At 58.5% G+C, this 26,237-nt stretch carries 29 protein-coding genes; 9 read left to right on the top strand and 20 right to left on the bottom strand.

Annotated features, from left to right (window positions below):
• Positions 1-23 precede the first annotated feature (23 nt).
• Positions 24-359 carry a cupin domain-containing protein gene (locus tag AC2FI8_RS13150; protein WP_496779447.1) on the top strand — a complete coding sequence of 112 codons (336 nt, stop codon included), beginning with the start codon at positions 24-26 and terminating at the stop codon, positions 357-359.
• Between the two features lie 56 nt (positions 360-415).
• Here AC2FI8_RS13150 and dapD read toward each other — a convergent pair whose 3' ends face one another.
• From dapD to AC2FI8_RS13165, 3 genes are all read right to left on the bottom strand, one after another.
• Positions 416-1,243 carry a 2,3,4,5-tetrahydropyridine-2,6-dicarboxylate N-succinyltransferase gene (dapD, locus tag AC2FI8_RS13155; protein ID WP_496726520.1) on the bottom strand — a complete coding sequence of 276 codons (828 nt, stop codon included), beginning with the start codon at positions 1,241-1,243 and terminating at the stop codon, positions 416-418.
• A gap of 109 nt (positions 1,244-1,352) precedes the next feature.
• Positions 1,353-1,952 (bottom strand): GntR family transcriptional regulator, encoded by a 600-nt coding sequence (locus AC2FI8_RS13160; RefSeq protein WP_496726519.1) that lies wholly within the window; start codon positions 1,950-1,952, stop codon positions 1,353-1,355.
• 44 nt (positions 1,953-1,996) lie between these two features.
• Positions 1,997-2,914, bottom strand: coding sequence for a threonine/serine dehydratase (locus AC2FI8_RS13165; RefSeq protein WP_496779449.1), 918 nt, complete (start codon positions 2,912-2,914; stop codon positions 1,997-1,999).
• A gap of 79 nt (positions 2,915-2,993) precedes the next feature.
• On the opposite strand from AC2FI8_RS13165, the gene AC2FI8_RS13170 reads away from it, so the two are divergent.
• Together AC2FI8_RS13170 and AC2FI8_RS13175 are read left to right on the top strand one after the other, a co-directional pair.
• Positions 2,994-3,836 carry an LOG family protein gene (locus tag AC2FI8_RS13170; RefSeq protein ID WP_496768644.1) on the top strand — a complete coding sequence of 281 codons (843 nt, stop codon included), beginning with the start codon at positions 2,994-2,996 and terminating at the stop codon, positions 3,834-3,836.
• 3 nt (positions 3,837-3,839) lie between these two features.
• Positions 3,840-4,940, top strand: a complete 1,101-nt coding sequence (locus AC2FI8_RS13175) for a cystathionine gamma-lyase (protein WP_496779451.1) — start codon at positions 3,840-3,842, stop codon at positions 4,938-4,940.
• Here AC2FI8_RS13175 and AC2FI8_RS13180 read toward each other — a convergent pair.
• Positions 4,935-5,324 carry a hypothetical protein gene (locus AC2FI8_RS13180; RefSeq protein ID WP_113791816.1) on the bottom strand — a complete coding sequence of 130 codons (390 nt, stop codon included), beginning with the start codon at positions 5,322-5,324 and terminating at the stop codon, positions 4,935-4,937. The genes AC2FI8_RS13175 and AC2FI8_RS13180 overlap by 6 nt on opposite strands.
• Before the next feature lie 152 nt (positions 5,325-5,476).
• Here AC2FI8_RS13180 and AC2FI8_RS13185 point away from each other — a divergent pair, with 152 nt between their 5' ends.
• Both AC2FI8_RS13185 and AC2FI8_RS13190 read left to right on the top strand, forming a co-directional pair.
• Complete coding sequence (locus tag AC2FI8_RS13185; protein ID WP_496779453.1) at positions 5,477-6,394, top strand: DnaJ C-terminal domain-containing protein; 918 nt, start codon at positions 5,477-5,479, stop codon at positions 6,392-6,394.
• Positions 6,391-6,735 carry a hypothetical protein gene (locus tag AC2FI8_RS13190; protein WP_496726514.1) on the top strand — a complete coding sequence of 115 codons (345 nt, stop codon included), beginning with the start codon at positions 6,391-6,393 and terminating at the stop codon, positions 6,733-6,735. Before AC2FI8_RS13185 ends, AC2FI8_RS13190 begins: the two co-directional genes overlap by 4 nt.
• A gap of 7 nt (positions 6,736-6,742) precedes the next feature.
• On the opposite strand, the gene AC2FI8_RS13195 is transcribed toward AC2FI8_RS13190, so the two are convergent.
• The 5 genes from AC2FI8_RS13195 to AC2FI8_RS13215 all read right to left on the bottom strand — a co-directional run bounded on the left by AC2FI8_RS13195 (position 6,743) and on the right by AC2FI8_RS13215 (position 10,266).
• On the bottom strand, positions 6,743-7,369 hold the full coding sequence (locus AC2FI8_RS13195) for a cytochrome P460 family protein (RefSeq protein ID WP_496726513.1): 627 nt from the start codon (positions 7,367-7,369) through the stop codon (positions 6,743-6,745).
• Positions 7,370-7,601: 232 nt separating this feature from the next.
• Entirely contained in the window at positions 7,602-8,789 is a 1,188-nt protein-coding gene (gene rlmN / locus AC2FI8_RS13200; protein WP_496779455.1) for a dual-specificity RNA methyltransferase RlmN, read from the bottom strand.
• A 79-nt stretch (positions 8,790-8,868) separates the two neighbouring features.
• A complete protein-coding gene (locus AC2FI8_RS13205; RefSeq protein WP_496735532.1) occupies positions 8,869-9,246 on the bottom strand; it encodes a lysozyme inhibitor LprI family protein in 378 nt (125 codons plus the stop codon).
• Positions 9,247-9,393: 147 nt separating this feature from the next.
• The gene (locus tag AC2FI8_RS13210; RefSeq protein ID WP_496779457.1) at positions 9,394-9,561 is read right to left on the bottom strand and encodes a hypothetical protein; all 168 of its coding nucleotides are present in this window, start codon (positions 9,559-9,561) and stop codon (positions 9,394-9,396) included.
• Positions 9,562-9,732: 171 nt separating this feature from the next.
• Positions 9,733-10,266, bottom strand: a complete 534-nt coding sequence (locus AC2FI8_RS13215; RefSeq protein WP_058272619.1) for an invasion associated locus B family protein — start codon at positions 10,264-10,266, stop codon at positions 9,733-9,735.
• Positions 10,267-10,444: 178 nt separating this feature from the next.
• Here AC2FI8_RS13215 and AC2FI8_RS13220 point away from each other — a divergent pair, with 178 nt between their 5' ends.
• On the top strand, positions 10,445-11,443 hold the full coding sequence (locus AC2FI8_RS13220) for an asparaginase (protein ID WP_496779459.1): 999 nt from the start codon (positions 10,445-10,447) through the stop codon (positions 11,441-11,443).
• A gap of 3 nt (positions 11,444-11,446) precedes the next feature.
• On the opposite strand, the gene AC2FI8_RS13225 is transcribed toward AC2FI8_RS13220, so the two are convergent.
• The 8 genes from AC2FI8_RS13225 to hutI form a co-directional block, all read right to left on the bottom strand.
• Positions 11,447-11,767 carry a YciI family protein gene (locus AC2FI8_RS13225; protein ID WP_496779461.1) on the bottom strand — a complete coding sequence of 107 codons (321 nt, stop codon included), beginning with the start codon at positions 11,765-11,767 and terminating at the stop codon, positions 11,447-11,449.
• Positions 11,768-11,790: 23 nt separating this feature from the next.
• Positions 11,791-12,219 (bottom strand): SRPBCC family protein, encoded by a 429-nt coding sequence (locus AC2FI8_RS13230; protein WP_496779463.1) that lies wholly within the window; start codon positions 12,217-12,219, stop codon positions 11,791-11,793.
• Positions 12,207-12,536: an ArsR/SmtB family transcription factor gene (locus AC2FI8_RS13235; RefSeq protein ID WP_108861069.1), complete on the bottom strand. Its 330-nt coding sequence runs from the start codon at positions 12,534-12,536 to the stop codon at positions 12,207-12,209. The genes AC2FI8_RS13230 and AC2FI8_RS13235 overlap by 13 nt, the downstream gene beginning before the upstream one ends.
• A 40-nt stretch (positions 12,537-12,576) precedes the next feature.
• A complete protein-coding gene (gene serB / locus AC2FI8_RS13240) occupies positions 12,577-13,455 on the bottom strand; it encodes a phosphoserine phosphatase SerB (RefSeq protein WP_496779465.1) in 879 nt (292 codons plus the stop codon).
• Positions 13,456-13,523: 68 nt separating this feature from the next.
• Positions 13,524-15,206, bottom strand: a complete 1,683-nt coding sequence (gene hutU / locus AC2FI8_RS13245; RefSeq protein WP_496779467.1) for a urocanate hydratase — start codon at positions 15,204-15,206, stop codon at positions 13,524-13,526.
• Positions 15,203-16,021, bottom strand: coding sequence for an N-formylglutamate deformylase (gene hutG / locus AC2FI8_RS13250; RefSeq protein ID WP_496779469.1), 819 nt, complete (start codon positions 16,019-16,021; stop codon positions 15,203-15,205). Before hutG ends, hutU begins: the two co-directional genes overlap by 4 nt.
• Positions 16,021-17,556, bottom strand: coding sequence for a histidine ammonia-lyase (hutH, locus tag AC2FI8_RS13255; RefSeq protein ID WP_496779471.1), 1,536 nt, complete (start codon positions 17,554-17,556; stop codon positions 16,021-16,023). The genes hutG and hutH overlap by 1 nt, the downstream gene beginning before the upstream one ends.
• Positions 17,556-18,761, bottom strand: a complete 1,206-nt coding sequence (hutI, locus tag AC2FI8_RS13260) for an imidazolonepropionase (RefSeq protein WP_496768675.1) — start codon at positions 18,759-18,761, stop codon at positions 17,556-17,558. The genes hutH and hutI overlap by 1 nt, the downstream gene beginning before the upstream one ends.
• 81 nt (positions 18,762-18,842) lie before the next feature.
• Between hutI and AC2FI8_RS13265 the strand changes: the two genes are divergently transcribed.
• From AC2FI8_RS13265 to AC2FI8_RS13275, 3 genes are all read left to right on the top strand, one after another.
• Positions 18,843-20,198 carry a formimidoylglutamate deiminase gene (locus AC2FI8_RS13265; protein WP_496768677.1) on the top strand — a complete coding sequence of 452 codons (1,356 nt, stop codon included), beginning with the start codon at positions 18,843-18,845 and terminating at the stop codon, positions 20,196-20,198.
• A gap of 29 nt (positions 20,199-20,227) precedes the next feature.
• The gene (gene hutC / locus AC2FI8_RS13270) at positions 20,228-20,932 is read left to right on the top strand and encodes a histidine utilization transcriptional repressor HutC (RefSeq protein ID WP_496768679.1); all 705 of its coding nucleotides are present in this window, start codon (positions 20,228-20,230) and stop codon (positions 20,930-20,932) included.
• Positions 20,933-21,014: 82 nt separating this feature from the next.
• Positions 21,015-22,532 carry a malonate--CoA ligase gene (locus AC2FI8_RS13275; protein WP_496779474.1) on the top strand — a complete coding sequence of 506 codons (1,518 nt, stop codon included), beginning with the start codon at positions 21,015-21,017 and terminating at the stop codon, positions 22,530-22,532.
• Here AC2FI8_RS13275 and AC2FI8_RS13280 read toward each other — a convergent pair.
• The 3 genes from AC2FI8_RS13280 to AC2FI8_RS13290 all read right to left on the bottom strand — a co-directional run bounded on the left by AC2FI8_RS13280 (position 22,519) and on the right by AC2FI8_RS13290 (position 26,183).
• A complete protein-coding gene (locus tag AC2FI8_RS13280; protein WP_496768683.1) occupies positions 22,519-23,256 on the bottom strand; it encodes a metallophosphoesterase family protein in 738 nt (245 codons plus the stop codon). The genes AC2FI8_RS13275 and AC2FI8_RS13280 overlap by 14 nt on opposite strands.
• Positions 23,257-23,374: 118 nt before the next feature.
• Complete coding sequence (gene serA, locus AC2FI8_RS13285) at positions 23,375-24,970, bottom strand: phosphoglycerate dehydrogenase (protein ID WP_496726497.1); 1,596 nt, start codon at positions 24,968-24,970, stop codon at positions 23,375-23,377.
• A 58-nt stretch (positions 24,971-25,028) separates the two neighbouring features.
• Positions 25,029-26,183 (bottom strand): phosphoserine transaminase, encoded by a 1,155-nt coding sequence (locus tag AC2FI8_RS13290; protein ID WP_496779476.1) that lies wholly within the window; start codon positions 26,181-26,183, stop codon positions 25,029-25,031.
• Positions 26,184-26,237: the final 54 nt, after the last annotated feature.

Raw genomic sequence — 26,237 nt, forward strand, 5'->3', positions numbered from 1 at the left:
TTTCAAACTGCAAAGGATTTTTCATGGCCTACCCAGATTTCATCACAGACTTCCCTAGCCTCGACGTGCCATTCCCCGAGGATGTGGTTCAGACCGCCGTCGTCCGATCAGATGCGGGTTTGGTTGCGTTCTTCACGTTCCTCAAAGATTTCGAACTGCCACCGCATTCACACAAGGCGCAATGGGGCACGGTGGTCGAGGGCGAGGTTGAACTGACAATCGATGGAGAGACTAAGACCTATCGACCCGGCGACAGCTATTCGATTCCGTCGGGCGTGGAACATGGCGGAAAAATCAAGGCGGGCTCGCGGGTGATCGACGTATTTGAGGAGCCTGACCGCTATCCAGTCAAAGGATAAACAGAAAAGGGCTGCGGCGAGATACGCCACAGCCCCGTTTCAAATCCGCGCTTAATTTAGTCGCGCAGCAGTTCGTTGATCCCGGTTTTCGAACGGGTCTTCTCGTCCACGCGCTTTACGATCACGGCGCAATACAGGTTGACGTTGTTCTTGGATGGCATCGAGCCCGCGACAACAACCGAATAGGGCGGCACTTCGCCATAAGTGACTTCGCCGGTTTCGCGATCCACGATCTTTGTGGACTTGCCGATAAAGACGCCCATTCCCAAAACCGAGCCTTTGCGCACGATGCAGCCTTCGACCACTTCCGAGCGTGCGCCGATAAAGCAATTGTCTTCGATGATGGTCGGGCCAGCTTGCATTGGCTCCAAAACTCCGCCGATGCCAACACCGCCTGACAGGTGTACGTTTTTACCAATCTGCGCGCAGGAACCAACGGTGGCCCAAGTGTCGACCATGGTGCCTTCGTCGACATAGGCGCCCAGGTTCACGAAGGACGGCATCAGAACCACGCCGGGTGCGACATAGGCGGATTTACGGACGACACAGTTCGGCACCGCGCGGAAACCAGCGGCACGCCACTGGTTTTCACCCCAACCGGCGAACTTGCTGTCCACCTTGTCCCACCAGCCGCCGTCCTGCGGACCACCGGTCTGGATTTCCATATCCTTGATGCGGAAGCCAAGCAGAACCGCCTTCTTGGCCCACTGGTTCACATGCCAATCGCCGCTCTCCAGCTTTTCAGCAACCCGCAACGTGCCGCTGTCCAGCGCGTTCAGTGTGTCTTCGATAGCTTCACGTTGTTCGCCGGTGGTGGCGGGCGTGATGGTGTCTCGCGCCTCCCAGGCGGCTTCGATAGCGGTTTCCAGTTGCGCGTTGGACATCGGATGGCTCCCTGCAGAATCTGTTCACGTTTGTTTGGCCTATACGCAACTGCATCTCGCGGTGCAATGCGACGCAGAAGGTACGATTTGCGGCTAGCTTGACCTGTGTTCAGCTGGCGCGGCGGATATGGCGCGTCAGAATGGCCGTCGCCGTGGCCGCGTCCTTGCGCTTGAGCGCCTGAACGATGGCTGCGTGGTCACCATCCGCGCGGTGTACCCACTTGGGGCGCCAATGGGCAAACAGATGGCGCGCGCCGGCGATATGCAGGTCATCAATCGCATGCAGCAGGCGTGGCAACCCGCATGGCGTCAGGATCGAGCGATGAAAGGTACGGTTGCACGCTTCCCACTCGGGCATCGTTTGCGCGGCATCACAGGCGATCCGAGCGTCATCCGCCTCTTTCAGCGCACCAGGCGTCATATTCTGTACCGAATGCTGCAAGGCGAGAGATTCCAACACGACGCGCATTTCAACCACTTCGCGCACTTCTGCCGGGTCCAGCGCCGAAACACGCATACCGCGGCGCGGCTCACTTTGGGCCAACCCGTGCGCTTCGAGTCGCAGCAATGCCTCGCGCACCGGTACATGGCTGGTCTCAAAGGCCCGCGCGATGTGATCCTGACGCAGCTTTTCACCGGCAAGCAGTTCGCCGGTGATAATCTTCTGTCTAAGATTTTGGTAGATTGTGTCAGCGATCGTAGTGGTCATAGATTATCGATAAAATCCTTAACCACCTTCCACAAGCCGATAATTCACCCCATCAGCGGGTCCGGGGCGATATTTCCCCCGCACACCAGAGCCGCCACGCGTTCGTCCGGTTCTGGCTTATATACACCTGAGGTCAAAGCCGCCAACGCGGTCGCACCGGCCGGTTCGACCAATACGCGATGGTTCCGCCATAGCGCCTTTTGCGCATCGGCAATCGCCTCATCAGAGACGAGAACAGACGTCATTCCCTGTGCAAGATCGAAACAAATCCCTCCGATCCGCCGCGCGCCCAGCGCATTGGCTGCAATCCCCGAGACCGAGACATCCACCGGTTCACCCGCCTGCAGCGCCGCGTTCAGCGCGCAGGAGGTTTCCGGTTCGACTGCTACGACCTTGCGAGCGCCATCAAACCAACCCAAAGCCCCGCCAATCAAGCCACCGCCGCCCACGGCCACCAGAATGGTGTCAGCCTGCAGTCCCTGTGCCTCCCATTCGGCAAAACACGTGCCCTGCCCTGCTACGGTTGCCGGTGCATCATAGGCGTGGATTTGCATCGCCCCGGTTGCTGCCTCATGCGCTTGGGCCTCGCTCAGCGCGTTAGCGTATTCACCCTGTACAACTGTCAGATCTGCGCCCGTCTGTTCAATCAGGGCGATCTTGGATGGTCCGGCAAGGTCTGGCACGAAAATCTTGGCCGGATACCCCAGCGTTTGTGCCGCATACGCCGCCGCCGCACCGTGATTGCCGCCAGATGCTGCCACAACGCCAGCCTCGGGCACGTCCAAACTGAGCAGCGTATTGAACGCCCCACGCGCCTTGAAGCTGCCAGTATGCTGCATGTGCTCCAGCTTCATTTCGACCGAATGATCCAATCCGGGCACGCGGATTTCAATCACCGGTGTCACCTGCGCATAGCCATCGATCCGGTTGGCTGCGGCTGAAATTTCACTCTTCCAATTCATTCTTGTTCTTCCGTGACTGGCACTCTGCCCGCGAACCCTATAGCTGTTTTATGAACACGCAAGCAGGGAACCATCACCCATGAGAGAAGACCGCCTCAGCCCTTTCCGCGACGCCCAGACTGACCGCTCGACCGCGAGCGAGGTGCCGGACACGCCGCAGACGCGCTCACCCGCCTATCGCCTTGCCTTTGCCGACGATGATTTCCTGTGCCGGGATGAGCTGCGCCCCGTGCGTTTGCAGCTGGAATTGCTGAAGCCCGAGATGATCATGACCGAGCGCGAGATCACCTCGACCATCGTCATGTTCGGTGGCGCGCGCATTCCGGAACCCGCGCAAAAACACACCGCGCGGACGGATACATTGGCGGGATTGTCAAAATACTATGACGAAGCGCGTGAGTTTGCCCGCCTGATGACCGAAAAGTCCAACGAAACCGGTTGCCGGGAAAACGTTATTGTCACCGGTGGTGGCCCCGGCGTGATGGAGGCTGGAAACCGTGGCGCGCAGGATGCGGGCGGTTGCTCGATAGGTCTGAACATCGTGTTGCCGCATGAGCAGGCGCCCAATGAATATGTGACGCCGGATCTCAGCTTCAACTTCCACTATTTCGCCATTCGCAAGATGCATTTCCTGATGCGCGCCCGCGCGATCACGATCTTCCCCGGCGGGTTCGGCACCATGGACGAGTTGTTCGAATCCCTGACCCTGATCCAGACTGGCCGGATGGAGCGTGTGCCCTTCCTGTTGTTTGGCCGTGAGTTCTGGGAGAAAGTCATCAACTGGGAGGCGCTGGCCGATGCGGGCACGATCTCGGACGAGGATCTCGACCTGTTCCGCTTCGTGGATACCGCGCAAGAGGCGGTCGATATTATTGAAAACTGGGAACCGGCCCCACCCCGCGATGAAATTCCGGGGCGCTGAGACATGAAGCCGCCAAAGACCGGTGAGATGTTGCACCTGCGCGGGAACGCGCTGAACAAGGGCGATCCGGTGGCCCTGCCGCTGACGCAAAGCAGCATGTACCATCTGCCCGGCGCACCGGACGGGCATCCGACTTATGGACGGGTCGACAACCCGACATGGGTGCATCTGGAACATGTGTTGGCGCATCTGGAAGACGCGCCCTGTCTGTCCTTTCCGTCAGGCATGGGGGCGATTTCTGCCGCTTTGTTCGCGACGGTCAAAGCCGGGTCCCATATCCTGATCCCCTCGGACGGGTATTATGTCACACGATTGCTGGCCGATCGGTTCCTATCCAATCTGAGCGTCTCCGTTACTGAGCGTCCGACGACGGCGTTCGCAGAAGGCGGGTTCGACGGGTTTGACGTGGTCTTTTTGGAAAGCCCCTCGAACCCCGGTCTGGATATGATGGACCTGCCCGCGATCGCCACTGCCGTTCGCGCGGCGGGCGGTCTCACGATTGCCGACAACACAACGATGACCCCATTGGGTCAACGCCCGTTGGATTTGGGCATCGACGTGGTGGTCGCTTCGGATACCAAGGCAATGGGCGGACATTCGGACCTGCTAATGGGTCATGTCGCCAGCCGCAACGCGCAGATCATGGAACGGGTCGAAGAATGGCGGCGCGTTTCCGGCGCGATCCCCGGCCCGCATGAGGCATGGCTGCTGCATCGCGGGTTGGAAACGCTGGACGTTCGTTTCGACCGGATGTGTGCATCGGCGCAAGTGCTCGCGGAACGGTTGGCAGAACATGAGGCCGTGAAACAGATCCGCTATCCCGGCCTGTCGGATGACCCGTCCTATGCTCTGGCCAAAGCGCAGACGTCCCGGTTCGGGTTCTTGTTGTCGATCACGTTAGAGACCGAGGAAAAGGCCGAAACTTTCATCAACACCTGCCCGATGCTGCGACCGGCCACATCGTTCGGCGGTGTTCACAGTTCTGCCGAACGACGCGCACGCTGGGGCGATGATGTCGATCCAGCCTTTATTCGTCTTTCAATAGGTTGCGAACCAACGGATGAACTGTGGCAGGCGATGGAAACCTGCCTGAACGCGTTATGATTTCTTCTTAGGCTCGCGCAGTTCGGTGAACACATAGATCGGCAGCACAATGCTGGCGATCAGTGCGCCTAGCCAAACCAGCAGAGTCGCCGCCAACAGGTTGGCAACGCCGCCAACGGTCAACCCGGCCGTAATCAGATCGGTCACCAACAGGCCGACGAACGTCACGATCAAGGCAATCCCACCTTTGATCGAGGGGGCTTTTTTCTCACCCAGTTTCAGGATCAGCGGCTCGGCCACCACCTGCACCAGTGTGAACACGATCACCACGACGATGAATGAAATCGGCTTGATCGCAAACCCCGACAACAACAGCGTTGCAAGCAACAACCCGATGGCATTCCCGGCCAACAGGGCCAGTGCGGATTTTATTCTGCGCGTCATGGGGTTCTCCGTGAGTGATCAGTTAGAAACATGCAGATGTTAACAGACCCGAAGGAATTTGCGAGCGGTTTCAAAAGCCACTTCCTTTTGGGTCATTGAAATCGCATGATAAAACACATTCATCCTGTTCAGACCGACCCGCGAGAGGTGAGATGAGCGACGATCCCTATACCATCCTTGGCGTCGCCAAAGACGCCAGCGCCGCCGAGATCAAAAAGGCATATCGGCGCATTGCAAAAGAATGCCACCCGGATCTCAAGCCCGGGGATGCCGAGGCAGAGGCCAAGTTCAAAGGCGCGGCATCGGCCTATGACCTATTGAAAGACCCGGACACGCGCGCGCGGTACGATAGTGGTGAGATTGATGCCTCGGGTCAGGAACGTCCCCAGCAGCAGTATTATCGCGAATATGCCGAGGCCGCCGGGAATCCTTATCGTGGGCGCGCAGCAGACCCCGATGACATGTCAGACATCTTTGCCGAATTTATGCGGGGCCGCGGAGGATACCAGCAGCGCACGCACGAATTTCACGCACCGGGGCACAATCGCGCTTACAATCTGCAGATCAGTTTTCTGGACGCGGTGTTCGGCGCCAGCCAAAAGCTGACGCTGCCAGATGGTGACCGGATCGAGGTGAAGATTCCTGCGGGCATCACCGATGGACAAACCATCCGCCTGCGCGGCAAAGGCGATCCGGGTTTTGGCGAAGGCCCGCCCGGCGATGCTTTGGTCACTGTGTCAGTGGCAAAGCATCCGGTCTTTGATCGCAAGGGCGACGATATTCATATCACACTACCGATCACGATTGATGAGGCCATTCTGGGTGGCAAGGTTCCTGCCCCCACGATTGACGGTGGCGTCAATGTCAGTGTCCCGGCTGGCACCAGCAGCGGTAAAACCCTGCGCTTGCGTGGCAAGGGAGTTAAGAAGCGCGGCTCGTCTGATCGCGGGGATCAGTTGATCGAACTGACCGTGTCCATGCCGGACCAGATTGATGATGATCTGAAGCAATTCATGGAGACATGGCGCGAAACCCACAGCTATGATCCGCGGAAAGGAATGCCGTCATGACCCGCACCCTGACCGAGGAGCAGCTGATCGCAACCGTCACCCGCCTGACCTCGACCCGGTTGACCGAATACCTGGCTGCCGAAATCGTCATTCCCGAGCAAACCGAGCAGGGACTGGTGTATCACACCCTCGACGTTGCGCGGCTGGAGCTGGCGTGCGAGCTGCACGACCAATACGAGATGGAGCCTGATGCGCTGTCGATGATGATCTCACTGATCGACCAGATGCACGGCCTTCGGGCCGAGTTACGCGAGGTTCTGAATGCGGTAGAAACGCAACCGGAGCCGGTGCGTCAGACATTGATCGAGGTGATCGGTTCGGCGCGGTTCGGTCGCAAGTGACCCGCGCTTAGTTGCCGACAACATACTCTTCGGGAACAAAGAACGTATAATCCCGATCAGCCACCGCTTCGTGACAATCATGGCAATAGACGACAGCGTCCGAACGCGCGCCCATCGTGTCACCAAACAGGGACCCATCCGGCATCACCATGATGTAACGCCAGTCCGCTGTTTCCGGGCTGGTACCTTGTGCCAGTTTTTCCATCACGAACAGGGCACCGGGATGGACGTTGCCCTCGTCGGTGACCGTGACACTGTCCTTGGCCAGCACTGACCCCATCGGCAGCTTTTCACCCTCGGCCAAAGTGCCATAGTTGTGCGCCATGCGGTTGGCATAGCTGTTCACATAGCGCTGCCCATGGGTTGCCGAGATGTAAGGCGCGTCGTTGAACAGCGGCCATGCCTGATAGTTCATCAGCAAATCCAACTGCGCGGCTGCATAGCCACGCTCCATCCGGCGCTGCAGGGACTTGTAGATGCCCAAGGCTTCTTCTTTGGACAGCTCGGCAGGATTTTCAATGGCAAGGTGAGCATCCTCACCACTGGATTGAGCGCCAACCTGATGCGCAGCAAGCCCCACCACAAACAAAGCCGCAAGAGATGTCGGAAACAGTCTTGAAAATCGTACAAACATTTATTTGGCCCACCTGGTTCAAAAGGTTCGCCTGAACGCCGCAAGTTTCGTCTAAAATGATAGCGGCCATGAACAAACGCGCCACGACCGGAATGCGACTCTCACTGCTTTGTGCGCAAGTGTGAAGCCTAGGCAGCCGGTTTCAGCCCCCAAAACATATCAAATTTTGCATACAAATAACAGCGGCCAGAACATTAATTTCTTGGCGTAGTTTGCACGAAAGCTGGGTGTGTTAGCTTTGCAATCCCGCTTCGGCTTCGATCTGCTTCCGCGACTTGCGCGCGCGCTCGGTGGCCGATTTCAACTGACCACATGCCGCCATGATGTCCTCGCCACGTGTTTTGCGAATGGGAGAGGCATAGCCTGCCTGATAAATAATGTTCGCAAACGCCCGAATGCGGTTATTCGAGCTGCGCTTATAAGGCGCCCCGGGCCATTCGTTGAAAGGGATCAGGTTGATCTTGGCGGGAATGTTGTGACTTTTGATGTGGTCGATCAGGCGATGAGCATCTTCGTCACTGTCGTTCACGCCATCCAGCATCACGTATTCAAAGGTGATCCGCTCGGAATTGGACACATTGGGATAATTTGCCAATGCCTGCAGCAGTTCTTGGATGTTCCAGCGCTTGTTGATGGGCACCAGAAAATCGCGGGTTTCATCCGTTGTCGCGTGGAACGAGATCGCCAGCAAACAGCCGATCTCGTCAGCTGTGCGCGCAATTTCCGGCACCACGCCGGACGTCGACAGGGTGATCCGACGGCGCGACAGGGAAATCCCTTCGGGGTCCATGGCGATCTTCATCGCGTCGCGCACGTTTTCGAAGTTATAAAGCGGCTCACCCATGCCCATCAGAACGATGTTCGACAGCAGGCGTGTTTCGTCCTTTGGCGCACCAGGGGTCGGCCATTCGTCCAGATCGTCGCGGGCCATCATCACCTGACCGACGATTTCCGCCGCCGTCAGGTTGCGCACCAGTTTCTGCGTGCCCGTATGGCAGAAGGAACAGGTAAGCGTGCAGCCAACCTGAGACGAGATACACAGCGTCCCGCGATCCTCTTCGGGGATGTAGACAACCTCGACCTCATGGCCACCCGCGATGCGGCACAGGTACTTGCGCGTGCCGTCTTCGGACACCTGCCGTGTCACGACTTCGGGGATTTCCACAACGAATTTCTCAGCCAGTTGCGCACGATACGCTTTGGCGAGGTTGGTCATCTCGGCAAAATCGCGCACGCCCCATTGATAGATCCACTGCCAGATCTGCCCGGTCCGCATCTTGGCCTGCTTTTCCGGCGTGCCATGTTCGATCAGAGCGTCACGCAACTGATCACGGGTCAACCCGACAAGGTTGATCTTCCCCTCGGGCAATTTGCGGGGGATGGTCATGACATCTTGAGTGATCGGCGCTTTGGGCGACATGTTGCTATCTCAACGAATTCGGGCTTGGGATGCGCCTCTATATAGGATCGCGCGCAAAGATCAAAAGAATTCGTATCATTTAATTTGCCATGCGCAGCAATTCATCCGCGCGCGCCCGGCCCAGATCGACGCGGCAGGATGCAATGGCGATACCGGTGCCAGAGCCGCCGCCGTATGAAGCACCCACTGCTTCACATTGCGCGTCGCGATACCTGCCCCAAGCCTCTTGTGCCGCCTCAAGTGCCGGTTGTGCGACCACACGGTCTGTGACCTCGTCCAACTCAACTGCGGACTGCATGGCGAAGCCATAGCTTGCCTCAACAGCCATATTCACGCGTTTCTCCATCTCCCCAACGCAGGCTCCGATTTCGACCTGCGAACCTGCGTCGAAACATTCCAGGCTGGGATCTGCCCACGCGGTCGAGGAGAAAAGCACTGCAATCAAGACGTAACGCATTATCCGTTTCCACATATGAACCCTTGTATGTGGCCACCGTAGCACGCGTTGCGCTGTGGTCCCAATTGCAAGTCGGCCGCAAAGGCCAAACCGATGCGGCCGAACTATCTGCACTACGATTGCGAGGAATCAGATCAGGTGCATGCGTCAGACCCCTGCAGGCAGGATGTCGCAATCACCCGCGTCCAAAGTTTGCACGGGATCTTTCGGGCCGCATTGCTCGCCGGATACCGGATATATTTCGTTGTTTTTTTCACATGCACTCAGAAGTAAGGCGGCGACAACCAACACGGCAGCAAGAGGTTTGTTCAGCATGGATAAGCTCCTTCCATATATTTGAACTGATTGGTTCAGAAAAATGGGTCGCTTGCCTTGATGCGGATCAATTGGGGGGGGTGGACGTAGCGTAAAGATCAGATGACACGTAAGATCGGCCACAAAAAAGCCCCGCCAAATGACGGGGCTGCGTGAACCTGTTGTCCAGGCTTATTGGGTGCAGCGCTTTTCGGCGTCTTCGATCGCAGCACTGAAACCCAACAGCGAGAAGGTGTCTTTGGTCTGGGTGCCGCGCTCGGACCGGGCGGTCAGAACAGCCTCGGTGCCGCGCTTCATCGCTGCGACGACCTTCAAGTCTTCGCCTTCGGTTGCCGGCCAGGCCCATTCACCTTCGGTGATCAAAGCGAACTCGGTGCCGTCAATCTCAAGGGTGACCGTCGATCCTGCCGCGAAAGGATAACCGCCGGTAAAGGTCACCTGACCTTTGACTTCGGCATTCGGGCGGTAGAACACGAACAACAGGATGTCGCTGCGGCGCACCGAAACCACGCGCCCACCTTTGGTGTTCACAGTCTCTTTGGGCGCGGATACGCTCCAGCACTCTGTGGGATCTTTCTCCACAAAAACGCTCCAGTCGGTCTTCGCAGCAACCCGATTGGTGCTGGTCGCCTGCTGAGCGATTGCGGTTGTGGCCATTCCTGCCACGCACAGACCCGCAATTGTGCGGACGAGTTTTAATCCCATCTGTCCAGCCTCCTAGCTCGACCTAATACCTCATACCCATCGAGACCGCATACGAACTCTGTCGGTTCGTCTGTAAGTTGCGTATTCCGATGATTGTCGACATACACACACTAACGCAGGTTTCGCCACAGGCGAAAGGGCGATTGGCAGATTTTTGCGCATATAATGGAGGGGCCAGATGACGCAGCCGGTACCAATGACAGAACTATGGCGAGGCCCCTTGTTGGAAAGCCTGCATCTGGGCCACGCAGTGATCTGCGACGACAGCGGCCAAATCGTGCGCAGCTGGGGCGATCCGGACGCGGTGATTTACCCTCGGTCGTCTGCGAAAATGATCCAGGGGCTGCCGCTGATCACATCGGGTGCAGCCGCCAAATATGGCCTGAACTCCGAGCATCTGGCCCTCGCCTGTGCCTCGCATAGCGGCGCACATATCCATACTGACAGGGTTACTGCCTGGCTGGATCACCTGGGCCTGACCGAACACGATCTGCGCTGCGGCCCGCAAGAACCGCAGGACATGGCCGCGCGCGACGGGCTGATCCTTGCCGATGACACACCCTGCCAGATCCACAACAACTGCTCGGGCAAACATTGCGGGTTCCTGACGGTCGCACAGCATATGGGTGCCGGACCGGAATACCTTGAGATCGACCACCCCGTACAGCAAGCCTGCCTGTCCGCGCTGGAAGAAACCACTGGGGAAACCAGCCCTGCCTATGGAATCGACGGATGTTCGGCCCCGAACTTTGCGACGTCACTGGTGGGACTGGCGCGTTCGATGGCGTGGTTTGCCTCAGCCGCTGACCGGTCGGATCGTGCCAGCGACGCCGCGCAACAGCTTACTGCGGCCATGATCAAACACCCCGAACTCGTGGCCGGTGAAAGCCGCGCCTGCACCGAACTGATGCGCGCCATGAATGGCCGCGCCGCGATCAAGACCGGAGCCGAAGCGGTGTTTATCGCCATTATCCCGGAAAAACGAATGGGGGTTGCGCTGAAAATCACTGATGGCACGACCCGCGCCAGCGAATGCGCAATCGCCGCGATTCTGGTAAGCCTTGGTGTGCTGGAGGCCGATCACCCGGCCACCCGCAAATTCATGAATGCCACGCAATTCAGCCGTCGCGGGCTGGAATGCGGCGAGATCAGACCTGCGCCGGGGTTCCCCGGCTAACGATCACATCTCGATTTCATGCACCTCGGCCACCTCGACCGAGCCTGAACCGTTGACCACCATGGGACAGCCCTTGGCCATTTCGGTCGCGGCATCAATACTGTCGGCCTTAACGACGGTAAAGCCGGACGCCGGGTTTGCTCCGCCGTTGTCGACGACGCTGCCGTTGCTGACCGTATAGGACTGACCAACCGGGTTACCGGGAATTTCCAGCGCCTCGCCCATGCCTTGGAACCATGCACCCCAGGCGGCCATAGTTGCTTCTACTTCGGCGGGGTCGCTTGGTGTGCTTCCGCCGTGATAGACAAACAAAAATTGTGGCATTTTATTTCCTCCCTGATGAAAACTTATCCCAACTGCGCCTCAAGTTTGCTCAGCGACGATGTCCAGCCCATGTTGTGGTTCGCCGCAGCCTCGGCATCAGCCAGTTCGCGGTGTTCCACGACCAACTGTGCACCATTATCCGTTGCGACAACCGAAAACGTGACGTGGCTTTCCGCCCCGCGCTGATCCTGATCGTCATGCCAGGCCCAGGTGAACCCAACCGAATTGGGCGGATCAACATGGGTGACATGACCGGACACTTTGAATGTCTGGCCTTCTGCATTCTTCATTATTGAATACCAAGGCCCCGTGCGTGAGAAATTCAGGTCATGCTCGGGCACATGCACCCCTTCAGGCCCCCACCACTGCAACAGCTTCGCCCCATCACTGATCCAGGCAAACAGGTTTTCGGGGGTGGTCGGGAACTCACGTTCCAGTTTCAGGTCGGCCATGAGTTTTCCCTTTCAATGAGGTCGCCCAGACGATCGAGGCTGTTTTCCCAGAACTGACGTTTCGAAATCGTCCATTCAGCAATCGCCCGCAGCCCGTCAGGCTGGACAGAATACATCCGCTGGGTGCCGTGGACGCGCTGTTGCACCAATCCGGCTTCACGCAGCACTTTCAGGTGGCGCGAAATCGCTGCGCCCGACATGCCGCGCCCTTGGATCAGGTCACCGGCAGGCAGCTCTCCGTCCTGCATCAGTTGCTCGACAATCGAGAACCGAGTGGAATCGGACAAAGCAGAAAAAGCGTTTATCAGAGTGTTCATAGCCTTTATTTAACACGTGCGTTAAATAAAGGGAAGACCTTTAACCGGACACGAATTCCGAGCGGCTATAGCCCTGAACGTACAGCAATGCTGTCAGATCGCCATGGTTGACCCGAACCTCGCATTGCTCGGCAACCGTGGGCTTTGCATGCAGGGCCACCCCTGTTCCTGCCCGGTGCAGCATCCCCAGATCGTTGGCCCCGTCGCCTACGGCAACAACGTCTTCTTCACGCAAGCCCAATCGCGCGGTGATCTGTTCCAAGGCATCCACCTTGGCTTGTCGCCCCAGAATGGGTCGCGCCACATCCCCGGTCAGTTTTCCGTCTTGGGCCAGCAGGGTGTTGGCACGGTTCTCATGAAAGCCCAGCACCTCGGCCACTTTTGCGGTAAACGCCGTGAAACCGCCCGAGACCAAGGCGGCATAGCTTCCGTTCTGGCGCATCGTCGCGACCATTTCCTTGCCGCCCGGCATCAGAGTGATGCGTTCATCCAGTACTTTACCGATCACCGCTTCATCCAGACCTTTCAACAGACCAACCCGTTCGGTCAGCGCGCCTTCGAAATCCAACTCGCCATTCATGGCGCGTGCGGTGATATCCTTAACGCGGTCGCCGACGCCGGCCTCATCCGCCAGTTCGTCGATGCATTCCTGTTGGATCATGGTGCTGTCCATATCGGCCAACAGCATCTTCTTACGGCGGCCCTCAGACTGTTGGACAACCAGATCCACGCCCATTTGCTGCAGGTCCGCCCAGACATCCCACCGGTTGCCCGGCATTTCGCTTAGATGGAACTCTGTAGCTTCATCCGGACTGAGCCACACGATCTCACCGCCGCCCCATGCATTCCGCAATGACTCGACCAGCGACAAATCCAGATTAGACACATCGGGGTTGGTCAACAGGGTGGCAACGTACATGTTTGATCTCCGGCAAGCTCACCTGCGAATATCGCAGGTGCAGCATTTTCGCCAGAGTCTGTTTCGAACTAGCCCAAAATACCCGGCAGGCGCAGCCCATGGGCCCGCGCGCAATCCTTGGCAATGTCGTATCCTGCATCCGCATGGCGCCAGACGCCCGAGGCCGGGTCGTTCCAGAGAACCCTCTCCAACCGACGCGCGGCATCCTCGGTGCCATCGGCGCAGATCACCACGCCCGCATGTTGGCTGAAGCCCATTCCGACGCCACCACCGTGATGCAGAGACACCCATGTTGCCCCGCTGGCTGTGTTGATCAGCGCATTCAGCAACGGCCAGTCGCTGACCGCATCCGAGCCATCCAGCATCGCTTCAGTCTCACGGTTGGGGCTGGCCACAGACCCCGAGTCCAGATGGTCACGTCCAATCACCACCGGCGCTTTCAGCTCGCCATTGGCAACCATCTCATTGAACGCCAGCCCAGCGCGGTGCCGGTCGCCAAGCCCGATCCAGCAAATACGCGCAGGCAGACCCTGAAACGCGATCCGTTCTTGCGCCATGTCGATCCAGCGATGCAGGTGCTCATTCTCGGGGAACAGTTCCTTCATCTTGGCATCGGTTTTGTAGATGTCCTCGGGGTCGCCCGACAGAGCACACCAGCGGAACGGGCCGATGCCTTTGCAGAACAGCGGGCGGATATAAGCGGGTACAAAGCCAGGGAAGGCAAAGGCGTTCTCAAGCCCCTCATCCTGAGCGACCTGCCGGATGTTATTGCCGTAATCCAGCGTCGGAACGTCCGCGTTCCAGAAATCCACCATCGCCGCAACATGCTGCTTCATCGAAGCGCGAGCGGCTTTTTCCACCGCTTTAGGGTCTGTTTCACGCTTCTCACGCCATTCGCCCATGGTCCAGCCCAATGGCAGATAGCCGTTGATCGGATCATGCGCGCTGGTTTGGTCGGTGACGATATCGGGACGCATCCCGCCCACCTGCATCCGGGCGTAGATCTCGGGGAATACCTCAGCAGCGTTGCCCAGCAGACCAACCGACTTCGCTTCGCCCGCCTTGGTCCAGCGGTCAATCATCTCCAGCGCTTCGTCCAGCGTTTCGGCCTTTTCGTCGAGGTATTTGGTCCGTAGGCGGAAATCGATGCTATCCGGGTTACACTCAACAGCCAGACATGAGGCGCCTGCGAACACGGCCGCCAGCGGTTGCGCGCCGCCCATTCCACCCAGACCTCCGGTCAGAATCCACTTGCCTGTCAGGTCACCGTCGTAGTGCTGACGCCCTGCCTCGGCAAAGGTCTCATAGGTGCCCTGAACGATACCCTGCGTACCGATGTAAATCCACGAGCCAGCGGTCATCTGGCCGTACATCATCAGGCCCTTCTTATCGAGCTCGTTGAAGTGATCCCAAGTCGCCCAATGGGGCACGAGGTTGGAATTAGCAATCAGCACCCGCGGCGCATCCTTATGCGTGCGGACGATCGCCACGGGCTTGCCGGATTGGACGATCAGAGTCTCATCCTCTTCCAAATCCTTCAAACCAGCAACGATAGTGTCGAAATCCTTCCACGTGCGCGCGGCACGACCGATACCGCCATAGACCACCAGCTCATGCGGGTTTTCGGCCACATCCGGGTGCAGGTTGTTCATCAGCATCCGCAGCGGCGCTTCGGTCATCCAGCTTTTGGTGTTCAACTCGGGGCCGGTCGGTGGATAGATGTCGCGGGTGTTTTTGCGCGGATCGCTCATTTCTGGGCTCCTTGTCTGGTCAATGCGCCCGAGAGGGCAAGATCGTTGAGGCGTGTCAGCATGGTTTTCAAATGGGGGCGCAGTTTCGCAGCGCGGTCCTCGCGCCATGTCCACGGGGGTGTCTCGTCCATGTAAGCCCGCTGCGCGATCTCCATCTGGATGGCGTGTATGCCATCAGAAGGGCGACCATAGTGGCGGGTGGTCCATCCCCCGCGAAACCGGCCATTCAGGACCGAAGTGAACCCTTGGGCCTTGCTCGCCACGTCGTGCACGGCTTGCTCAATGGCCGTGTCACACGTCAGCCCATCATTGGTTCCAGTGTTGAACACCGGCAATTCGCCTTCGAACAGAAACGGGATCAGCGATCGGATCGAGTGGCAGTCAAACAAGATCGCCACTCCGTGCCGGTCCCGCACGCGGTTCAGTTCATCCAGAAGGGCAGCGTGATAAGGTGCGTGATATTTGCGCCGTCGATCTTCGACTTCATCCTCGGACGGAGATTGCCCGTCATTCCAGATCTGCTGCCCATCGAAATCGGTCAGAGGCACAAGGGTGGTGGTATTCTGGCCGGGATATAGCGAGGCTCCGAATGGATCACGATTGGCGTCGATGACATAGCGATGAACATGCGACTGCACGACCGTGATATCGTCCAATATTCCTTCATAGAGCCTGTTTATGTGCCAGTCGGTATCGGCCAAACCGCGCCCGGTGTCGTTCAGACGGGCCGCTATTTCGTCTGGCACATAAGTTCCGCCATGAGGCTGCCCCAGCACAATGGGACCGTCCCCGCGCTGCACGCTGAAGACCTGCATCAGAACAGCCCCGGCATCTGGGCACCCACTGCCCCAAGGATGTCACCCTCAGCCACCAAGCACTTGGATGTTTCCAGATCGGGTGCCAAATAGCGGTCTTCGTTCAGTGTTGGGATCTCTGCCCGTACCCTATCCATTACCCGTTGCAACGGTTCGCTGGTTGCCAGCGGTGCGCGGAACTCCACGCCCTGAGCAGCACAAAGCAACTCAACACCCAGAATGTAATTCAGGTTCTCGACCATCCGTGTCAGACGCCGCGCGCCATGTGCAGCCATCGACACGTGATCCTCCTGGTTGGCCGAGGTCGGTGTGCTGTCGGTCACGCAAGGATTGGCAAGGTGTTTGTTCTCGCTCATCAAGGCGGCGGTCGTGACTTCGGCAATCATCAGGCCCGAGTTCAACCCGGGATCAGGTGTCAGGAACGGCGGCAGATCAAAGCTGAGCGTCGGGTCGACCATCAAGGCAATGCGCCGCTGCGCAATCGCGCCAACTTCGGACACAGCCAGCGCGATCATGTCTGCGGCAAAGCCAACCGGTTCGGCATGAAAGTTTCCACCTGAAACGATGGCACCCGCCTCAGTCAGAACCAGCGGGTTGTCGGTGGCCGCGTTCGCCTCGATCTCAAGCGTGGTGGCCGCTTGGCGCATGACGTCCATGGCCGCGCCGGTGACCTGCGGCTGACAGCGGATGCAATAAGGGTCCTGAACGCGCGTGTCGCCATCCCGGTGGCTTTCGCGGATCTCGGACCCGGCCAGTGTGGCACGCATGGCGCTGGCGGCTTCGGTCTGGCCGCGGTGCCCACGCAGGGTATGGATTTCGGGCTGCAAGGGCGCGGTCGACCCCATGATCGCATCCGTCGACAGGGCCGAGATGACCAGCGCGCTTTGCGCTGCACGCCAGGCTTCGAACAAACCGGCCAGCGCAAAAGCAGTCGAGAATTGCGTGCCGTTGATGAAGGCAAGCCCTTCCTTTGGACCGAGTTGAACAGGCTCTAATCCAACTGATTTTAGCGCTTTCCCTCCCGGCAGGATGGTTCCGTCAACCTCGGCTTCACCTTCGCCGATGACTACGGCTGTCATATGTGCCAGGGGCGCAAGATCGCCCGAGGCCCCGACCGACCCCTGCGCGGGAATAACCGGGGTCACGCCCTTGGCCAGCATCTGCTGCAACAGGTCGATCAGCTCCCAACGCACGCCCGATGCTCCGCGTCCGAAAGACAACAGCTTTAGCGTCATCATCAGCCGGGTTACACGGCGTGGCACGGCCGAACCAACGCCGCAGCAATGGCTAAGGATCAGGTTGCGCTGAAGGGTCGAAGTATCCTTGGCCGCGATCTTGTGGCTGGCCAGCTTTCCGAACCCGGTGTTAACACCATAAACCGGGTCTTCCCCGGCCGCAGCTTCGAGAATGCGATTGGCTGCAGCCTCCACCTTGGGTTTGCACCCGTCATCCAGCGATACTGCGGGCTGCGACCAATACACTTCGGACAGATCCGACAGCGTAACCTGACCGGGCACAAGCGACAGGGTCTTCATCACAAACCTCCGAAAATACGAGTGTGCAGGGGGTTGAAGCCGATCCGATAGGACAGCTCGGCTGGGTGCGTGATGTCCCATACCGTCAGGTCCGCGCGTTTGCCTTCAGTTATTGTGCCAGTGTCGGTCAGGCCCAAGGCTTGCGCCGCATTGCGGGTCACGCCAGCCAATGCCTCTTCCGGCGTCAGGCGGAACAAGGTGCACGCCATATTCATGGTCAGCAGAAGCGACGTCAGAGGGGACGAGCCGGGGTTGCAATCCGTCGCCAGCGCAATCGGCACCCCATACTGGCGCAGCAGTTCAACCGGCGGCGCCTGCGTTTCGTGCAGCGTATAGAACGCCCCCGGCAGCAGCACGCCCACGGTTCCGGCTTGTGCCATGGCGGCCACGCCAGCCTCGTCCAGATATTCGATATGATCTGCCGACAACGCCCCGTACGAAGCCGCCAGGGCTGCCCCTCCGAGGTTCGAAAGCTGCTCTGCATGCAACTTGACAGGAAGGTTCAATTCTTTCGCCACATCAAAGACCTTAGCGATCTGAGACGGATCAAAGGCGATCCCCTCGCAAAAGCCATCAACGGCATCCACCAGGCCCTCGTCATGCGCCAAACGCAGAGTCGGAATGCACACATCGCGAAGGTAGGCATCGGCGCGACCCTGAAACTCAGGCGGTACCGCATGTGCTCCTAGAAAACTTGTTTTCACTCGCACCGGGCGCACTTCGCCGATCCGGCGCGCGGCGCGCAGCATCTTGAGTTCTGTGTCGGTGTCCAGACCATAGCCCGACTTGACCTCGATGCACGACACGCCCTCGGCCAACAGGGCGTCCACTCGGGTCAGGGCATCCTCTAACAGGGCCTCTTCGCTGGCCGAACGGGTCGCTGTGACCGTCGACAGAATTCCACCACCTGCGCGCGCGATCTCTTCATATGAGGCACCATTCAGGCGCATTTCGAACTCGACCGCCCTGTTGCCACCAAAGACGACATGGGTGTGGGCGTCGATTGGCGCCGGCGTTATCAGCCGGTCGCCATAGTCCACGGTCGGCCAGTCAGAATAGTCGGCAGGCAGCGCATTCCGTGGTCCAATCCAGGTAATTTTCTCACCTTCAACGGCAAGGGCCGCGTCCTGAACCATTCCATAGCGCTCGGCACCATCGTCCATGGTCGCCACCCGCGTGCCCAAAAGGACAGATTTTTTGGCCATATCGATTCTTTTGGGCTCCCTTTGTCGTTAGATTTTTCGTATACGTATAAAAGTTTAAAGTCTACACAAAATGGAAATGCGATGACCATCCACGCAAAAACGGCATTATTAGGCTCTCATTGGGTCAGTAACTTGCGGGTAGAAATCGCGCGCGGTCAGATCCAAAGCCTGGAAACACAAGCGACCGCGCGATCCGGAGACACACAGGTTGATGTCTTGCTGCCAGCCTTGGGAAACCTGCACAGCCACGCCTTTCAGCGCGCGATGGCCGGTATGACAGAAGTGCGCGCCGCCGGGCGCGAGAGCTTTTGGACCTGGCGCACCTTGATGTACCGGTTCCTGGACAGATTGACGCCGGATCACGTAGAGGCCATTGCCGCTTTGGTCTATTTGGAGATGCAAGAGGCCGGATATTCCTCGGTCGGTGAGTTTCACTATGTCCATCATCAGCCGGGCGGCGGGCGCTACGACCACGTGTCGGAACTGAGCCAGCGCATATTTGCCGCAGCCACCCAAACTGGAATCGGGCTGACGCACCTTCCGGTTCTCTACACCTACGGCGGTGTCGAACAACAACCCTTGGCTGGCGGTCAGCTGCGCTTTGGCAATTCTGTGGATCAGTTTCTGAACCTGGTCGAGGAATGCCGTTTGGCCCTACCGCATGCGGATTCTGTGATCGGTATCGCCCCGCATTCTCTGCGGGCAACATCGCCTGACGATTTGCGCGAGCTTCTGAATGCCACTTCTGATGGTCCCGTCCACATCCACATCGCCGAACAGCTAAAGGAAGTGGCCGATGTAGAGGCCGCGCTGGGACAGCGGCCGGTCGAGTGGCTGCTGGACCATGTCGACGTCGATGACCGGTGGTGCCTTATCCACGCAACTCATATGACCGATGCCGAAACGCGCGCCGTTGCGCGCTCGGGCGCCGTAGCCGGGTTGTGCCCGATTACCGAGGCGAATTTAGGCGACGGTATTTTCAACGGTGCAGTTTATGTCGAAGAAGGTGGTCGCTTTGGCGTGGGATCAGACTCTAACGTGAGGATTTCTCTGCCTGAGGAACTGCGGACTTTGGAATATTCCCAACGCCTGCGGGACCATGCGCGGACGGTTTTGGTCAAAAATGAAGGCTCAGTCGGTCAGGCGTTGTATACAGGGGCCGCACAAGGGGGCGCGCAGGCATTGGGACGAAATGCCGGGGAAATCGCAGTCGGCAAGCTGGCCGACCTTGTTGCGATCGACCGATCTCACCCCACGATCTGCGCACTGACTGACGAACAGGTGCTTGACGGGCTGTGCTTTGCAGCCCCGGACGGGTTGGTGACGGATCTTTGGTCAGCGGGGCGTCACATGGTGCAACAAGGCCTCCACATCGATCGGGACCGGATCGTTCCCGCGTACCGGTCGGCGATTGCTGATCTATTGGCCGACGTCTAAACGAACCTATTCAGGTAACCAGAGGCACCATGACCCAACCGAACGAAACCACCAGCTACAGGGACATCAAGGAAACCGTACTGGCGCGCATTCGGTCTGGTGAGTGGCAGCCGGATACGCTGCTGCCCAACGAACAGGATCTTGCCGTCGAATTCTCGTGCACCAGAACGACCGTGAACCGCGCAATGCGAGAGCTGGCGGACGAAGGATTTCTGGAGCGTCGCCGCAAAGCCGGTACACGGGTTCTAAGCGCGCCGCAAAGGCAGGCCCGATTCACGATCCCCAAAGTGCGGGACGAGGTTGAGGCGTTGGGCGGAGTCTATCGTTACGCGCTGGTCTCGTCAGTTGCCGGGCAAGCGCCCGATTGGCTGTCCGCAAGACTGGCGCTAAAACCGGACCAACACGTGATGCACGTGCGCTGCATGCACTTTAACGGCAACACACCTTTTCAGTACGAAGACAGATGGATCGTCATAGACTCGGTTCCGCAGGTGGTGAATGCGGACTTCGCCTCAATAGGCCCGAATGAATGGCTTATACAGACCGTTCCCTTCACCAATGTCGAGCTGAGCTTCCTGGCCAGTCGCGCCGATGAATCGGTGGCCGCGTTCCTGGACCTGCCCATAGGTGAGCCGGTGTTTACGGGCGAGCGGATCACATGGCTTGAGGGCCAGCCTGTCACCTTTGCAAAGATGTACTTCGCCGCGGGGTACCGAATGACCACTCAGTTCTGAGTTGACCACGATTTCCGCTTTACCGTGCCTCTAATCCACGCCAGATTCGGGGCAATCTGGTCCTGCGAGAAGGAAGTATGGGATGGGTAACCCGCTCTATGATCGGTTGTTTGGTATCCATGCGGGCAAGGATACGCCGTTTCTTCACCTGCCTGACGGCCAAACCATTACCCATGCAGCCTTTCTGGACATGGCGTCGCGCATAGCAAACGCGTTGAACGGGTACGAGCTTGAGCCCGGAGACCGAGTTGCTGTTCAGGTGGAAAAGTCACCAGAAGCGCTGGCTCTCTACGCGGCTTGCGCGCAAACCGGATTGATCTTTTTGCCGTTGAACACGGCCTACACATCCGCCGAGCTTAGCTATTTCATCGAAAACAGTGGGGCTGCGCTGGTGGTTTGCGATGCCGCCAAACAAGCGGAACTGACGCCCATCGCCGAGGCGCAAAACGCCAGGTTAGAGACGCTCAACGCTGACGGCTCGGGCAGTCTGATGCGGCGGGCTTTGGGCATGCTTCCTGCGTTCGGACCGGTCAAGCGGGCAGAGAATGATCTTGCCGCGTTCCTATATACGTCTGGCACGACCGGGCGCTCCAAAGGTGCGATGCTGACGCAAGCCAACCTGCTGTCCAACGCCGAGACCCTGGTGGACGAATGGCGGTTTACGCAGGATGATGTGCTGCTGCACGCCTTGCCGATCTTTCATACCCACGGGCTGTTTGTAGCGACGAACGTTATTCTGGCCTCGGGCGGATCGATGATCTTTTTGCCGAAGTTTGATCCGGATGACATTCTGCGCCTGATGCCCAATGCGACCTCGATGATGGGCGTGCCGACCTTTTATACCCGATTGCTGGCGGATGATCGGTTCACCGGTGATCTGGCGCAGCACATGAGGCTGTTCATCTCGGGTTCAGCCCCGCTGCTGGCCGAAACGCATGAACGTTTCGAAGACCGGACCGGACACCGCATCCTGGAACGCTATGGGATGACAGAAACCAATATGAACACCTCGAACCCGTATGACGGTGAACGTCGCGCAGGAACTGTCGGGTTCCCGTTGCCGGGTGTCGAGCTAAAGGTAACCGACCCTGAATCCGGCGAGGCGTTGCCACTGGGTGAAATTGGCATGATCGAAGTGCGCGGACCAAACGTCTTCGAAGGCTATTGGCAAATGCCCGAAAAAACCGCCGCGGAATTGCGCGAAGACGGGTACTTTATCACCGGTGATCTCGGGCGCGTGGATGCGGATGGTTACGTACACATCGTGGGTCGCGGCAAAGACCTGATCATTTCGGGTGGGTTCAACATCTACCCCAAAGAGGTCGAGCTGGTTCTGGATGGCCAGCCCGGCGTGCTTGAAAGCGCCGTGATTGGCGTACCACACGCTGACTTCGGCGAAACCGTTCTGGGTATTCTGGTTGCAGAACCGGGCCGAGCGCTTGACCTTGATGCCATCATGGCCAGCGTTCAGAACCAACTGGCGCGGTTCAAACATCCCAGCAAACTGATTGTGCTGAATGAACTGCCCCGAAACACCATGGGGAAAGTGCAAAAGAACGCCTTGCGCGAGCTTTACAAAGATATGTTTACTGCGGATTAGGCTCTAACAGGACCCGACCGGCGTCCGTCAGCAACCAGCACTGACGCCCTTCGAACACAGCTGTGGCCAGTGGTCGACAATAACCGGCCCCTGCGTCCAGATTGACTCGATTTCCGCAATGCTCGGCCCGGTCCACCGGAGTATGCCCATGCACAATCAGCCAGGGGTACGTACGTGCATCGTGCAGGAACTCCTGGCGTATCCAAACCAGATCATCCTCGGATTGCTGCGCCAAAGGGACACCAGGCCGGATGCCAGCGTGAACGAACAAAAGCTCGCCCTCTTGATGAAAGGTCGGCAGAGCATTGATAAAGTCTAGATGTGCCGGCGGCACAGCGGCGCAGGCCCGTTCGTGAACCTGAAAGATCCGGTCATTGTCCGTGACCTCGACACCGTAAGATGCCAGCGTCTCCTGACCACCAAGCCGGGGATTCAGCCAGTTCAAAGTAATCGGCAACTGCTTGTCTGCAATCTCGCAATCCTGCACGAAACGGACCATCATTCGGTCGTGGTTGCCTTTGACCATAACCCAGTTTCGCCCGGCGCGTTGGCCTTCGATCAGCAGATCCAGCACCTCGCGGCTGTTCGGGCCACGATCCACGTAGTCCCCCAGAAAGACAACCCGCGCACCCGGCCCGCCATCCGCCTCGATAAGGGATAGCGCGTTTTGCAGCATGCCCAGTTGCCCATGGATATCGCCGACCGCGTAAATTGGGATGCTCAAAACGTTGCCTCTTGGAATATGTCAGACACTTTGTGCAACAACTCGGTTGCAGAAAAAAGACAATGCCCGCACAAATTTTGCACGGGCATCGCTATGGTCACAATCTTCGGGCCAAAACTCAGGCCACGTCAAATTCCAGCGGCTTGATCTGAGTGAACAACCCAGTTTCCGCCAGTTTCGCGCGCGCTTCGGCGGGAACCGGTTCATCCACATAAAGGAGCGCAATCGCCTCGCCACCAGCCTCGGCTCGGCCCAGCGTAAAGTTAGCGATGTTTACGTTGTTCTCGCCCATGGTCTGACCCAGCGCGCCGATGATACCCGGAACGTCTTCGTTGGTGGTATAGAGCATATGGGCACCGACCTCGGCATCGATATTGATGCCTTTGATCTGGATAAAGCGCGGTTTGCCATCGCTGAAAACCGTACCCCCGATCGACCGTTCGCGCTTGTCGGTTACCACAGTCACCTTGATGTAGCCGTCAAAGACACCGGTCTTGTCCTGATTGGTGGTCGACAGCTGAATCCCGCGCTCTTTCGCTACAACCGGGGCCGACACCATGTTCACTTCCGGGTTGAACTTTTTCATGATCCCGGCAACCACGGCGCAGTTCAGGGCAGCCAGGTTCATCTCAGCCGCGACACCGTCATACAGGATGTTGATTGCCTTAACCGGTTCATCGGTCATCTGACCAATGAAGCTGCCAAGATGACCGGCCAGCTTGATCCATGGACCCATGATCTTGGCTTCTTCTGCAGTGACGCTGGGCATGTTCAGCGCGTTTTCCACCGCGCCAGTCAGCAGATAGTTCGAGATCTGTTCGGCCACCTGCAGGGCAACATTTTCCTGTGCCTCGGTCGTTGCTGCGCCAAGGTGTGGCGTGCAAACGACGTTCGGCAAGTTGAACAGCGGGTTGTCCTTTGCCGGTTCTTCTTTGAACACATCAAACGCGGCCCCTGCGACATGCCCGGATTGCAACATCTCGGCCAGTGCCTCTTCGTCGACCAGACCACCACGGGCGCAGTTGACGATGCGCACGCCAGGCTTGGTCTTGGCCAGGTTTTCGCGGCTCAGGATATTACGGGTCTGGTCTGTCAGCGGTACGTGCAGGGTGATGAAATCGGCGCGGGCCAGCAATTCGTCCAGCTCGACCTTTTCGACGCCCATCTTGGCGGCTTTCTCTTCGCCCAGATAGGGATCGTAGGCGACGACTTTCATCTTCAGGCCCAGCGCGCGTTCACAGACGATGCCGCCAATGTTGCCCGCGCCAATGACGCCGAGAGTTTTATTGGTCAGCTCGATGCCCATGAATTTGGACTTTTCCCATTTGCCTGCATGGGTCGACGTGCTGGCCTCGGGGATCTGGCGCGCAACGGCGAACATCATCGCAATTGCGTGTTCGGCGGTGGTGATCATGTTGCCAAACGGCGTGTTCATGACGATCACACCCTTTTTCGACGCGGCATCCTTATCGACATTGTCGGTGCCGATACCGGCGCGGCCGATGACCTTCAGATTGTCGGCTTTTTCCAACAGCGTCGGCGTGACCTTTGTGGCCGAGCGGATAGCCAGACCGTCATATTGGCCAATCAGCTCGGCCAGCTTGTCCTTGTCCTTGCCCAGGTCGGGCATGAAATCCACGTCGATGCCGCGGTCGCGGAAGATCTGCACGGCGGTTTCGCTGAGTTTGTCGGATACGAGTACTTTGGGGGCCATGTTTGTGGTCCTTGAATGTCATGAAAAATCCGGGCCTGAGACGGCCCGGTAAAGAGGGTCAGGCGGCTTCTGTCTGCGCCGCGATCTCGGCCTCAAAGGCCCATGCCAGCCAGGGCAACATCGCCTCGATATCCGAGGTTTCAACCGTACCACCGCACCAGATACGCAGGCCCGCAGGCGCGTCGCGGTAAGCGCCGATATCCAATGCGATAATCTCAGCCTCAAGCCGCTTGGCCACAGCTTTGGCGAATGTCGTACCGTCCTGAATGCGTGTGTCGGTGAACTTCAGGCAGACCGAAGTGTTCGACTGTGTCGCCGCATCCTCTGCCAGATTGGCGATCCAGTCGTTTTGGTCGCAGAACGCGTGAACCGCACCGGCATTGGCATTCGCACGGGCAATCAGGCCCTGCAAACCACCAACCGAACGCGCCCAGTCCAGTGCGAACAAGTAATCTTCGACCGCTAGCATCGAGGGCGTGTTGATCGTTGCACCGGTAAAGATACCGTCGATCAGCTTGCCGCCCTTGGTCAGGCGGAAAATCTTGGGCAGCGGCCATGAGGGGGTATAGCTTTCCAGCCGCGCCACAGCGCGGGGGCTCAGGATCAGCATCCCATGGGCCGCTTCACCACCCAGCACTTTTTGCCAGCTAAACGTGGTCACATCCAGTTTGTCCCAGGGCAGGTCCATCGCAAATGCTGCCGAGGTCGCGTCGCAGATCGTCAGACCCTGACGATCATCCGCGATCCAGTCGCCATTTGGAACCCGGACGCCCGAGGTGGTGCCGTTCCATGTAAAGACAACGTCATTGGCAAAATCAACCGAAGCCAAGTCAACGAGCTGACCGTAATTCGCGGTCTTCACCTCGGCGTCGATCTTCAGCTGCTTGACCACGTCGGTCACCCAGCCAGAGCCAAAACTTTCCCAGGCCAGCATCTCAACCTTGCGTTCGCCCAGCAACGACCACAGAGCCATCTCAACCGCACCAGTGTCCGAAGCGGGAACGATACCGATCTTGTAGTCTGCCGGAATGCCCAGCACTTCGCGCGTGCCTTCGATGGCCGCCTTCAGCTTGTCCTTGCCGACGGCGGCACGGTGCGACCGGCCCAGCGCAGCATCGGCCAATTTGGTCAGATCAAATGTTGGGGGTTTGGCGCAGGGGCCCGAGGAAAAACGCGGATTGGCCGGCCGCGTCGCCGGTTGTTCAGTGCTCATGTGTATTACCCTTCCAGATACACGCCCCTCGTTGGGGAGGGGTGTCCCACGGAC

Source organism: Ruegeria sp. CDSB029 (genome assembly GCF_059611125.1).